This window comes from Collimonas sp. GW821-FHT02H07, assembly GCF_059421505.1.
In genome coordinates, this window is sequence record NZ_JBWKVC010000001.1 from 61958 (window position 1) to 74172 (window position 12215).

Here is a 12215-nt window from a genome sequence, read left to right on the forward strand (position 1 = left end):
AAACGACACAGCCGCGGCCGCCGCCTGTCTGATTCATCCCGCCGGCGCCGGCAGCCTTTGCAACACCCGCACTTCGGAAGCGTAGATGATCCAGGCCTGCACCATGAACCCGGCCAGCGCCAGCACCAGGCAGGCTGCTTCGCCCCAGCGGGCGCCGACCAGGCCGCCGAGCGCGGCGCCGATCGGCCGCGCGCCGGTATTGACGGTCAGGAAAATCGCCGACACCCGGCCCAGCATGGCGCCGGGCGTGACAGTCTGGCGCAGCGTGGTCGAGGTGATCACCCAGATGATCGGACCGACGCCGAACAGGAAGAAAGACAGGGCTGCCAGCACGCCGCTGGGCACGGCCAGCGTCGCCACCATGGTGAGCGCCGCCAGCACCGAGACAGCCGGGCCGAGCTGGATCGCACGGCCGAACGGCAGCCTTGCTACGATCCGCTGCGTCAGCAGGGCGCCCAGCATCATGCCGACGCCGTAGGCGCCTAGCGTCAAGCCCACTTCGCCGGCGCTGAGGCCGAGCTTGCGCACCGCGTAGGGTACATAAGCGGCCTGCAGCACGAACCAGGAAATGTTCCAGGCCACGGCAGTCAGCAGGATCGGCCGCAGCAGATTGTCGCGCCAGACCATGTGCGCGCCGTCGCGCAGTTCGAGCAATGGATGACGCGGCGCCGCAGCTGCGCGCTGCGGTTCGCGCAGCTGCAGCAACAGCGCCACGGCAGAGCCGGACAGCATGGCCGCCAGCACGAACGCGGTCGAGGCGCCGGCCCATGAGGTCAGCGCGCCGCCCAGGGCGGGGCCGGCGGCAAAGGCGGCGCTGCGGGCCAGCTCCAGGCGGCCGTTGGCTTTCGCCAAATGCTCGCGCTCCACCAGCGCCGGCACGATGGCCGGGGCAGCGACGCTGAAACCGACGGTGCCGACCGCGCCGATGAAGCCGAGCACCGCCAGCAACGGTATCGACAGATGGTTGAACAGCAGCGCCGCCAGCACGCCCAGCAAGGCCAGCATGCGCAGCGCCTCGGCGATCACCATCAGGCGCTTGCGCGAGGTGCGGTCGGCCAGCAGGCCGAACGGTATCGACAGCAGCAGGAAAGGCAAGGATTGCACGGCGGCCAGGGTGCCGATCTCGCCCGGACCGGCGCCCAGCAGCAGCACCGCCATGATGGGCGTGGCCGCCAGGCTCAGCTGCTCGGCCGATTGCGCCGCCAGGTTGGACCAGGTAAGGGCGACCAGGGAGCGTGGAAGTTTTGAAGTCATGAATTTCTTACGGTTTTCTGAGGTAACGGAAGTGTAGTGCCGATGCCGGCAGCCGACACCCCGTTTCCTGGCGCGCAATTCGCATGCGCGCCGGTTGATGCCTGATCTAGCGGCGTTGTGGCGTCAGCACGGTGGGCAAGGCCTTGGCCAGCGTTTCCGGATAGTCCTGGCTGTAGTGCAGGCCGCGGCTTTCATGGCGCGACAAAGCGCTTTCGACGATCAGCGAGGCCACCTGCACCAGGTTGCGCAGCTCCAGCAAATCGCGGCTGATGCGGAAGTGGGCGTAGTACTCATCGATCTCTTCCTTGAGCAGGCGGATGCGGTGCTGGGCCCGCTCCAGGCGCTTGTTGGTGCGCACGATGCCGACGTAATTCCACATGAAGCGGCGCAGCTCGTCCCAGTTGTGGGAGATCACGACCTCCTCGTCGGCGTCGGTGACGCGGCTTTCATCCCAGGCCGGCAGCGGCACGGCTGCCGGCTTCTCCTGCTGCTCGATGAACTTGGCGGTGGCGCGGCCGATCACCACGCATTCCAGCAGCGAATTGCTGGCCAGGCGGTTGGCGCCGTGCAGGCCGGTATAGGCGGTCTCGCCGACCGCATACAAGCCGGGCAGGTCGGCGCGGCCGCTGAGGTCGGTGACGATGCCGCCGCAGGTGAAGTGCACCGCGGGCACCACCGGGATCGCCTGTTTGGTGATGTCGATGCCCAGCTCCAGGCAGCGCGCATAGATGGTGGGGAAATGTTCTTTCAGGAATTCCGGCGACTTGTGGGTGATGTCGAGGTCGACATGGTCGAGGCCGCGCTTTTTCATTTCGAAGTCGATCGCCCGCGCCACCACGTCGCGCGGCGCCAGTTCGGCCCGTGCGTCGTGCGCCGGCATGAAACGCAGGCCGGCATCGTCGCCTTCGGTATCCGGCAGTTTCAGCACGCCGCCTTCGCCGCGTATCGCTTCCGTGATCAGGAAGGACTTGGCGTAAGGATGGTACAGGCAGGTCGGATGGAACTGGATGAATTCCATGTTGGCGACCCGGCAACCGGCGCGCCAGGCCATGGCGATGCCGTCGCCGGTGGCGCTGTCGGGATTGGTGGTGTACAGGTAGACCTTGCCGGCGCCGCCGGTGGCCAGCACCGTATGGCTGGCGGCCAGGGTCAGCACCTTGCCGGTCTTGACATTCTTGGCGTACAGGCCGAGGCAGCGCGGCGCATTCTTGCCGTCTGCGCCGGTGGCCACTTTCTTGGAAGTGATCAGGTCGATCGCGTAATGATCTTCCAGCAGCGTGATGTTGGGATGCGCGCGTACTTTCTGTTCCAGCGTCACCTGCACCGCATGGCCGGTGGCGTCGGCGGCGTGGATGATGCGGCGCTGGCTGTGGCCGCCTTCGCGCGTCAGGTGGAAGCCCATTTCGGCGCTGGCGTCGGGCGTGAACGGCACCCCTTGTTCGATCAGCCATTCGATCGCGGCCTTGCCGTTTTCGACGATGAAGCGGGTCGCGCTTTCGTCGCACAGACCGGCGCCGGCCACCAGCGTGTCGTTGATGTGTTCCTCGTGGCTGTCGCCCGAATCGAGCACGGCGGCGATGCCGCCCTGGGCCCAGTTGCTGGCGCCGTCCAGCAGGGCGCGTTTGGAAATGACCGCGACCTTGTTGGTCTCGGCGAGGTGCAGGGCGACTGACAGGCCGGCTAGGCCGCTGCCGATAATGGCGACATCGAATTTCATGGCGAATTGTTGGTTATTGTTTTCATCGGGTATCGCCCCTTGCCGATGCTCGGGGCGATGTCTCTATCTGTTGCCTATCCTTTACTGCGGTGCTGCCTGCTGCGGTTTTATCCGGCGATCACCGGCTTGACCTTGGCCGCCGCCTGCTTGGCGCGGATGCGCGCGGTCTCGACGTCGTCCGCGCAAGCGAGGGCGACGCCCATGCGGCGCCGTGCGAACGATTCCGGCTTGCCGAACAGGCGGATATCCACGCCCGGCACGCGCAGCGCATCGGCCACGCCTTCGAAGGCAATGCCCTTGGCGTCGTGCTGGCCGTAAATGACTGCCGATGCCGCCGGCGTACGCAAGGCGACATTGACCGGCAGGCCGAGGATGGCCTTGGCATGCAGTTCGAACTCGCTTTGCTGCTGGCTGGCCATGGTGACCATGCCGGTGTCGTGCGGACGCGGGCTCACTTCGGAGAACCAGACCATGTCGTTCTTGACGAACAGTTCGACGCCGAACAGGCCGAGGCCGCCCAGGTTGTCGGTGACCTTCCGGGCGATATCGCGCGCCTTGAGCAGCGCCTCCGGATGCATCGGGTGCGGCTGCCAGGATTCGACATAGTCGCCCTGCACCTGGATGTGGCCGATCGGCTCGCAGAAATGGGTGGCGACGCTGCCGTCCTGCTGCAATGCGCGGACCGTCAGCAAGGTGATTTCATAATCGAAATCGATGAATCCTTCGACGATCACGCGGCCGGCATCGACCCGGCCGCCGGCGGCGGCATAGGCCCAGGCGGCTTCCACTTCGTCGGCGCTGTCGATCTTCGACTGGCCTTTGCCGGAAGACGACATCACCGGCTTGATCACGCATGGAAAGCCGATGGCCGAGCAGGCGGCCTTCAGTTCATCCAGGTTGTTGGCGAAGCGGTAGGGCGAAGTCGCCAGCGCCAGCGTCTCGCCGGCCAGGCGGCGGATGCCTTCGCGGTTCATGGTCAGCCAGGCGGCGCGGGCGGTCGGAATCACTGTGACCTTGCCGGCCGCTTCCAGGGCGACCAGGGTTTCGGTGGCGATGGCTTCGATTTCCGGCACCACGAGGTCCGGCTGTTCCTGCGCGATCAGCGCTTCCAGCGCGGCGCCGTCGGCCATGTTGATGACGTGCGAGCGATGCGCGACCTGGTGGCCTGGCGCATTCGGGTAACGGTCGACGGCAATCACTTCAACGCCCAGGCGCTGCAGCGAGATGATGACTTCCTTGCCGAGTTCGCCGGAGCCCAGCAGCATGACTTTGGTGGCGGAAGGGGAAAGCGGGGTGCCGATTCTGGTTGGTGTCTTCATATTGGAAAAGAGGAGCGCAGCGTTAAGCAGCGCGATAGTCATGGATAAGGTGAGTGGTGGCAGCGATGAGGCGTATGAGGGAGGTTTCTAATCTAAAAGCGGCTGGCTACAGGTTCGGTTCAAGGTTATCGGCTGCCAACGCCTGACAATACCAAATATTGAGGCGCATGGACAGTTGGCAAAATGAAAAAAGCCGCCAGAATCATCCGGCGGCTTCATTTGCGCTGCTCAGGCATAACCGTAAGGATATGCCATATCTTTCATTAGCGCTCGGCTTGGTAAATATCGTAGTCCTTGGTTTCCTTGATAAACAGCATGCCGATGACGAAGGTGACGGCTGCAATCACGATCGGATACCACAGGCCGTAGTAGATATCGCCCTTGAAGGCCACCAGCGCAAACGCCGTGGTTGGCAGCAAGCCGCCGAACCAGCCGTTGCCGATGTGGTAAGGCATGGACATCGATGTGTAGCGGATGCGGGTAGGGAACATTTCAACCAGCATCGCGGCGATCGGGCCATACACCATGGTGACGTAGATCACCAGGATGAACAGCAGCAACAGCACCATCGGCTTGTTCATCTGTTCCGGATCGGCCTTGGTCGGATAGCCGGCTGCCTTGATGTCGCCCGACAGCTCGGCCGAGAAAGCCTTGTCCTTGGCGGCAGCATCTTCTTTCGACAGGCCCTTGGCATCGTACGAAGTCAGGATCTTGTCGCCGATCTTGATGGTCGCTACCGAACCTGCTTCGCCGACGACGTTTTCATAGTTGACCGAAGCCGCTGACAGCTTGGCTTTGGCGATGTCGCAGGACGATGTGAATTTCTTGGTGCCGGTCGGGTTGAACTGGAACTGGCAGGCGGCCGGATCGGCGGTGACAATCACCGGCGCGCTTTTCAACGCTGCTTCCAGCGCAGGATTCGCATAGTGGGTCAGGCCGGAGAAGATCGGGAAATAGGTCAGCGCCGCAATCAGGCAGCCCGCCATGATGATGGGCTTGCGGCCGATCTTGTCGGACAGCGTACCGAAGATCACGAAGAACGGCGTACCCAGCAACAGCGCCAGTGCGATCAGGATGTTCGCGGTCGACATGTCGACCTTGAGCGACTGGGTCAGGAAGAACAGGGCGTAGAACTGGCCCGTGTACCAGACCACAGCCTGGCCGGCGGTCAGGCCGATCAGCGCCAGGATCACCAGCTTCAGGTTTTTCCATTGGCCGAAGGCTTCTGTCAGCGGCGCCTTGGAAGTCTTGCCTTCCGCTTTCATGCGGGCAAACGCGGGCGATTCATTCATCGACAGGCGGATCCAGACCGAAACCGCCAGCAGGACGACGGAAACCAGGAAGGGAATGCGCCAGCCCCAGGCTGAAAACGCTTCTTCGCCAACCGCGCTGCGTACGCCCAGGATCACCAGCAGCGACAGGAACAGGCCCAAGGTCGCAGTGGTTTGAATCCAGGAGGTGAACGCGCCGCGCTTGTCGTTCGGCGCATGCTCGGCGACATAGGTGGCGGCGCCACCGTATTCGCCGCCCAGCGCCAGGCCCTGCAAAATCCGCAGGGTGATCAGGATGATAGGCGCGGCGATGCCGATCGAGGCGTAATTAGGCAGGAGACCGACGATGAACGTCGAGGCGCCCATGATCAGGATCGTCACCAGGAAGGTGAACTTGCGGCCGATCATGTCGCCCAGGCGGCCGAACACCAGCGCGCCGAACGGCCGCACGATGAAGCCTGCGGCAAAGGCCAGCAGGGCAAAAATGAAGCCGGTATTAGGATCGGTGCCGGAAAAGAATTGTTTGGCGATAATTGCCGCCAGCGAGCCGTACAGGTAGAAATCGTACCATTCGAACACGGTGCCCAGGGACGACGCAAAAATAACCTTGCGCTCCTCCGAGGTCAGGCCGCGGTTGGCGGGTTTAACCCCGCCTGCGGTAGGTTGTAGTGTAGCCATGCTGGTCTCCTAGAATATTTATATTTGGTACAGCTAATCCGGAGTGTGCGGCCCGAACCTTACGCGGGACTTGCTTGAAACTTACAGAAACTTACACCGGGGAAATGTCGAAAGGTTATTTGTTGCATCCTGTCAACTTTGACAGCTGTGCCGATTTTCCGGCGAAGTTACAATAACTCCGTCTTCTACACTCTCCCCGAGTTTGGATTCGGCCCGTGACCGCAAGGTATCACGGGCCTTTTTTTGTCCCTGTTTCAGGGGCCGGGAGCGATAGTGATCATGCCGCCGTCATACCGCTGTCATCTTGGCTGCGTAAAATGCGAGGTGTTGACTTAGTGCTCACTCATAAAGCCGAATTCAGCTGAACTCAGCCGGATGCGTGTTTTTCGAAGGGTGTCTTGCCATCAGCAGGTTAGCCGGTAGCCTCGATCACCGGCACCAGATATGCCGTTGCCAAATGAACCCGCTGCCGCAAGGTGTGCGGGTTTTTGCATGATCGCGGCTGTGTCCGGAGGCGAATTCACCCTGGCGCTATAATGTCTGACCGTCCGTGCGACGGCGATGCAACCCCAGACCTTGATCGAAAAACCATGCCATTTCCCGCAGACCTCGTGACCGACGCCGGCTTGCCGCTACTGCCAGACTCAGTCAGTCAGGCCGGACTGCGCTATGCCGTCGATGGCGGCCAGCTGGCCGCCCTGAAAGCTGCCGGCATCGTGCTGCCGGCTTCGCTGGCCAATGCCGTGCTGAAGCGCCAGGTCGAGTTTGCCACCGGCCGCTTGTGCGCCCTGCGGGCCTTGCAAAAACAAGGTTATGCCGGAGCCGAGACGCTGGCAATCGGCGAGCATCGGGCGCCGCTTTGGCCGCCGGGCTATATCGGTTCGATCAGCCATGGCGACGGCTTGGCCGTGGCGGTGGCGGCCACGAGCGAGGAATGGCACGCCCTGGGCATCGATATCGAAACCATGCTCAGCCGCGAGGCGGCGCAACCGCTGGTTGAGCACCTGATGACAGCAGCTGAAGTGGCCATCGGCAGCAGCGCCGGCCTGGCGCTGGAGCGCTGGCTGAGCCTGGTGTTCTCGGCCAAGGAAAGCCTGTTCAAGGCGCTGTATCCGTTTGTCGGCCGCTACTTCGATTTCCTCGACGTCGAGGTGTGCGAGCTGGATGAGGCGCAAGGCAGCCTCATGCTGAGACTGCTGAGCAGCTTGTCGCCGCAGTGCGTCAAAGGCAGCCAGTACTGCATCCGCTATCGTTATTCAGGCGACAACGTCGCCACCCTTTGCCTATTCTGACAGCCCGATCGATAGCTGCGAGCGACTGGATATTTGCGGTGCGGCATCTATACTGGAAATCTTCTGGAGGGTTTTATGAAGGCAGCCAAGATCATCGAAATGTGGGGTAGGGCGAGTTGCCAGGTGCCGTTGACCAGCGACGACGACATCGTACAGATGTTCGCCAATGAAATCGCCAAATTGTCCTATAAGCTGACAGAGGAAGAGCTGTACCGGCTGATCGCGGTCGGCGCGCTGGTCTACCAGCGGGGATTCCGCGAGTTTGACGGCAATGTCATGGCGGATCTGTTGATCAAGACCCTGCGCGAGGGCGGACGAGCGTAGAGCGGTTCCAATCCAGTCTTGCTGGTCCAATGAAAAAGCCTGCGTCCTCACGGTTCGCAGGCTGTCATGATGCTGGCCAAAGCGGGTGTCTAAAGCTGCCTAGACCCGTACGATTTTTTCACCGGTCTGATCAATCACGAATTTTCCTTCCGCATACGGAGTCAGCGCCCGTCCGTCATGCAGCTTGTAGATTTCACGTCCCGGCAGGGAAGCGACGGTGCCGTTTGCAGTCGCTCTTTCAATCGAGTCTTTATAGCACTCGACATGATAGGCGTTCCCTGTTTCTTTGCCTTTGGCGTCGAATTTTTCTGTTAAATCCATAAATGTCTCCTTGTGCGCGAGGTTGGAATACCTGCGGTAACGATACCAGATTTTATTTCACGGTTGTAGTAATCAATGCGTTCATCCGGCCTCGCGCCTCCCCGCTTTGCTGCTATCCATTGCCGCTAGTCGTTGCGGCGCGTACCATGAGGGTCGCAGCATGGCAAATTCTACAAGGAAGCAGTAATGAACGACGGTTTGACAAGAGATGAATACGACGCCCTGGGACAGATAGGCAAGGGAGCGCACGGCAGGGTGAGCGCTTGCGTGGCAAGGAACACCAAACGCCTGGCTGGATTGAAATACATCGCCTATGAAAAAAACGGCGGCCTGTCATTGACCGAGAAAGGGCAGCAGACCCTGTTCATCAGGAATTGCATAGACGGCCTGCGCGCCGTAGCGAACGATCCCGGCGCCAAGCTGGCGGCCGACGTCGCCATGTTCCTCGGCAAAAAGGGCCACATCAGCGCCAGGCCGGCCGGCGACGGTTTCGACATCACCGATAAAGGGCGCGAATCGCTGGCGGATATTGACTCTGCAGCCAGCTAGGCGCCGTTCGCGAGGCGCAAGGCCGGCTTGTTTTCCGTAAAAAACAAGCTCGGCAGGTTATGCCCGGAGTATCAAGCTTGTGCGTTCGGTAAAAATCTATATGAATCAAAGACTTGATTGAAATCATTGATGGTTATCCACAGGACTGTCCACAATTTCTGTGGGTAACTTTTACTGTGGATAATGTTTCCGCAATTCTGTTCGGAGTCTGACTTTGCATACCAATACCAAGCCCCTGCTGAAAATCGGCCTGCTAGGCTACGGCTTCGCCGGCGCCACCTTCCATGCGCCGCTGATCGGTCATTCCGGCCGTACCGAGGTCAGCGCCATCGCCAGCAGCCAGACGGAGGTCGCCAGGCAAGCCTGGCCGCAAGCGCGCATCGTTGCCGATCTGGACGCCTTGCTGGCGGATCCTGCCATCGATTGCATCGTCATTGCGACGCCCAACGACACCCATTTCGATTTCGCCCGCCGCACGCTGGCAGCCGGCAAGCATGTGGTGGTCGACAAGCCGGTCACCCTGACGGCCGAGGAGGCGCGCATCCTGGCGCGCACCGCGCGCGACAGCAAACTGCTGCTGGCGCCGTTCCACAATCGTCGCTGGGATGGCGATTTCCGCACGGTGCAGGCGCTGCTGGCCAGCGGCCGGCTCGGTCACATCACCCATTTTGAGTCGCATTTCGATCGCTTCCGGCCTGCCGTGCGGCAGCGCTGGCGCGAGAATGCGCTCAGCGGCGGCGGCTTGCTGTACGACCTCGGCCCGCACCTGATCGACCAGGCGTTGCTGTTGTTCGGCGCGCCGCAAACCGTGAATGCCACGGTGGCTGCCTATCGCGACCATGCGGAGGCGGACGATTATGTCCACCTGCAGCTAGGCTACGCCGACAAGCAGGTGGTGTTGCATGCGAGCGCCTTGAGCGCCCTGGAAGCGCCGCGCTTCGTGCTGCACGGCCGCCGCGGCAGTTATCTGAAAAGCGGCCTGGACAGCCAGGAAGACCAGCTCAAGGCGGGCCTGAGGCCGGGCCAGCCGGGATGGGCCAGCAATCCGCCAGGCCAGATCCGGGAAGTGGACGGTGCGCTCGACTTGCGCGGCGAACTGGCCACCCTGGATGGGGCTTACGTCGAGTTTTACCGCGCAGTGGCGGCATCGATCCAGGATGGCGCGCCGTTTCCAGTGGCGCCGGATGCTGCCGTCAGCGTTGCCGAAATCCTTGAGCTGGCGCGCCAGAGCGCTCAAGAAGGGCGCCGGCTGCCTTATGCTGCAAAGCAATGGTAACGCTATCATCCATGTGAATAACTGTTATGCGTTAAATAAATTGGCGGCTGGCAGGTCGGCTCTATATAGTTGCACCTGTCTCCTCCAACACCTCCTAAGGTTTGGATTCAAGCCCGCACCGCAAGGTCCGCGGGCTTTTTTTTGTCTGGGGGGAGTTTGCGGCGGATTTGCAGTATTCGGCAAATTTTCCTTGCCCTCTTGGCAAAGACTGTGTATTGTCCACCAATCGCCTGTCGCATTCAGCTGCAAAAAATACAGATAAATGCAATTCGGGCCAATACAAGAGTAGATTCGTTACACGTCGGAGCCACTTTCCAGATAGGTCTGGGTTTCGGGAATCTTCTCCTGTATTGATGAATGCAAAAAACCTGCTTGCCTCGCGGCCGCAGGTTTTTTTACGTCTGATACCGTATTTTTACTATATTGCAGTGCGCAATATTTCGCCCTATAGTGGTTTCGTCTCCTCCAACTCCCCCTATGGATTGGATTCAGCCCGCGCCGCAAGGTACAGCGGGCTTTTTTTTGCCTGCTGCAAAAGGAGGAGTGGCAGCCGCCGCTTACTGATGGGGTTTGACGGTCCGGCCTCGCTGCAGGCGGGCATTGGAGCGGGCGTTGCGGTTATAGCTGGAGAGGAAGCCGCGCGTCTTGAGCTCTTTGTGCAGCAGGAAAATGGCGAGCAGGGCGGCGAAACTGGCTGAGGCAAGGATGATTAACATTTTTTGTCGGCTTTCTGAGTGATGCTGGAGATGAGCAAAATTCGCGCCAGATGGGCTTATCCTTCACCCCGGCCGTTTATCGCGCCATCAGCGTATCCAGCAGCCAGCTGCCGGCCGGCCCCAATCCGCGGCGGCGCGACCAGACCGCATCCACCTGTATGCTTTTCGGCCAGCCGCGCACCTGCAGTTCCAGCAGGCTGTTGGCGGCAAAGCGCTTGGCCAGCCAGTACGGCAGTTCGGCCCAGCCAAAGCCCAGTTCTGTCATTTCCAGCAGCAGCAGATAGCTGGAGGCAGTCCAGGAGCGGCCTCGGCGGCGCTGCATCGCCTCGGCGCTGTCTTCGCCATAGGTGCTGAGCCGCAGTTCGCGCGCGTTGTGCAGCATTTCGGTAGTAATGTGGCGCGCCTTGGCGAGCGGGTGCTGCTTGCCGACATACAGACCGATGGCCGAGCGGTCGGGCACCGATTCGAAGCCGATGTCGGGCGGGTAATCCGCCTGCGCCGCCACCAGCCCGAGATGGGCGCGCCCCTCTTGCACCAGCGCTACCACGTCGTTGCGCTCCGCAATCAGGCATTCCAGCTCCAGTTCGGGATAGCGCTGTTCAAAACTGGTGAGGATTTCTTCAAAGCGGTCCGATTGGTAAGTATCCGACAGCACCAGCGTCAGCTGCGGTTCGAGGCCATCGGCCAGCCGGTGGGCAGAGCGTTCCAGGCGGTCGCTGGCTTCGATCACCTGCTGCGCGTGCACCAGCATCGCCTGGCCATGGGGCGTCAGGCTGGGACGGCGGGTGGTGCGGTCGAACAGGGTCAGGCCGAGGTCGATTTCCAGGTTGGCGATAGCTTCGCTGACGGTGGATTGCTGCTTGCCCAATTTGCGCGCCGCCGCGGAAAACGAACCCAGCGTCGCCGCTTCGACAAACATGAACAGGGTTTCCAGCGAATGGCGCATGGCGTAATGGCTCCGATGTATCGGTTTATCCGATGGTTATTAGTTTGATAGTATCAGCTTAATCGAAGAAAATCCTTGCATCAGACATTTCTGAAGCAACGGAGGCAATATGAATACCAATAAAACCTGGGGTGAGCGCATTACTCACGCGCTGATTTTCGAAGCGCTGGCAGTCGGCCTGACCGCGCCGGTCTTGTCGTGGGTAATGAAAATGCCGATGGCGCATGCGGGCGCGCTGACCCTGATGATCTCGCTGGTGGCGATGAGCTGGAACATGATTTTCAACGCCCTGTTCGACCGCGTTGAACGGCACTGGCGCATCGTCCGCACCATGGCGGTCCGGGCGGTGCATGCGATCGCATTCGAAGCCGGCCTGGTGGCGATCGTGGTGCCGCTGGTGGCGTGGTGGCTGGACATGAGCCTGCTTGATGCGCTGATTCTCGACATCGGCTTGCTGCTCTTCTTCCTGCCTTACACCTTCCTGTTCAACCTGGGCTACGACAAGCTGCGCGAAGCGATGTTGAAGCGGCGCGCCTTGCTTAACAATTGATC

Annotated in this window: 12 protein-coding genes; 6 read left to right on the forward strand and 6 right to left on the reverse strand. The window is 61.2% G+C overall.

Translation table 11 applies throughout. The features are described from left to right. Window positions 1–33 precede the first annotated feature (33 nt). The 4 genes from AC07V8_RS00305 to AC07V8_RS00320 all read right to left on the reverse strand — a co-directional run bounded on the left by AC07V8_RS00305 (window position 34) and on the right by AC07V8_RS00320 (window position 6239). Entirely contained in the window at window positions 34–1254 is a 1221-nt protein-coding gene (locus tag AC07V8_RS00305; RefSeq protein ID WP_494677171.1) for an MFS transporter, read from the reverse strand. A 106-nt stretch (window positions 1255–1360) separates the two neighbouring features. Continuing rightward, the gene (nadB, locus tag AC07V8_RS00310) at window positions 1361–2971 is read right to left on the reverse strand and encodes an L-aspartate oxidase (RefSeq protein WP_494677170.1); all 1611 of its coding nucleotides are present in this window, start codon (window positions 2969–2971) and stop codon (window positions 1361–1363) included. Window positions 2972–3078: 107 nt separating this feature from the next. Then, complete coding sequence (gene purT, locus AC07V8_RS00315) at window positions 3079–4290, reverse strand: formate-dependent phosphoribosylglycinamide formyltransferase (protein ID WP_494677169.1); 1212 nt, start codon at window positions 4288–4290, stop codon at window positions 3079–3081. A 263-nt stretch (window positions 4291–4553) separates the two neighbouring features. Continuing rightward, on the reverse strand, window positions 4554–6239 hold the full coding sequence (locus AC07V8_RS00320; RefSeq protein ID WP_494677168.1) for an MFS transporter: 1686 nt from the start codon (window positions 6237–6239) through the stop codon (window positions 4554–4556). A gap of 590 nt (window positions 6240–6829) precedes the next feature. On the opposite strand from AC07V8_RS00320, the gene AC07V8_RS00325 reads away from it, so the two are divergent. Both AC07V8_RS00325 and AC07V8_RS00330 read left to right on the forward strand, forming a co-directional pair. After that, window positions 6830–7531 (forward strand): 4'-phosphopantetheinyl transferase family protein, encoded by a 702-nt coding sequence (locus AC07V8_RS00325; RefSeq protein ID WP_494677167.1) that lies wholly within the window; start codon window positions 6830–6832, stop codon window positions 7529–7531. A gap of 75 nt (window positions 7532–7606) precedes the next feature. Further along, a complete protein-coding gene (locus tag AC07V8_RS00330) occupies window positions 7607–7855 on the forward strand; it encodes a hypothetical protein (RefSeq protein ID WP_494677166.1) in 249 nt (82 codons plus the stop codon). Window positions 7856–7954: 99 nt separating this feature from the next. Here the strand turns inward: AC07V8_RS00330 and AC07V8_RS00335 are convergent, their stop codons facing one another. After that, on the reverse strand, window positions 7955–8176 hold the full coding sequence (locus AC07V8_RS00335; protein WP_211443727.1) for a hypothetical protein: 222 nt from the start codon (window positions 8174–8176) through the stop codon (window positions 7955–7957). A gap of 186 nt (window positions 8177–8362) precedes the next feature. Here AC07V8_RS00335 and AC07V8_RS00340 point away from each other — a divergent pair, with 186 nt between their 5' ends. The 3 genes from AC07V8_RS00340 to AC07V8_RS00350 all read left to right on the forward strand — a co-directional run bounded on the left by AC07V8_RS00340 (window position 8363) and on the right by AC07V8_RS00350 (window position 10699). Continuing rightward, window positions 8363–8725 carry a hypothetical protein gene (locus AC07V8_RS00340; protein ID WP_098493185.1) on the forward strand — a complete coding sequence of 121 codons (363 nt, stop codon included), beginning with the start codon at window positions 8363–8365 and terminating at the stop codon, window positions 8723–8725. A 214-nt stretch (window positions 8726–8939) separates the two neighbouring features. Continuing rightward, window positions 8940–10001, forward strand: a complete 1062-nt coding sequence (locus tag AC07V8_RS00345) for an oxidoreductase (protein WP_494677165.1) — start codon at window positions 8940–8942, stop codon at window positions 9999–10001. A gap of 353 nt (window positions 10002–10354) precedes the next feature. Then, window positions 10355–10699, forward strand: a complete 345-nt coding sequence (locus AC07V8_RS00350; RefSeq protein WP_494721439.1) for a hypothetical protein — start codon at window positions 10355–10357, stop codon at window positions 10697–10699. 94 nt (window positions 10700–10793) lie between these two features. Here AC07V8_RS00350 and AC07V8_RS00355 read toward each other — a convergent pair whose 3' ends face one another. Then, a complete protein-coding gene (locus AC07V8_RS00355) occupies window positions 10794–11663 on the reverse strand; it encodes a LysR family transcriptional regulator (RefSeq protein ID WP_494677163.1) in 870 nt (289 codons plus the stop codon). A 109-nt stretch (window positions 11664–11772) separates the two neighbouring features. Between AC07V8_RS00355 and AC07V8_RS00360 the strand changes: the two genes are divergently transcribed. After that, window positions 11773–12213: a multidrug/biocide efflux PACE transporter gene (locus AC07V8_RS00360; RefSeq protein WP_494677162.1), complete on the forward strand. Its 441-nt coding sequence runs from the start codon at window positions 11773–11775 to the stop codon at window positions 12211–12213. The last annotated feature ends 2 nt before the right edge of the window (window positions 12214–12215 follow it).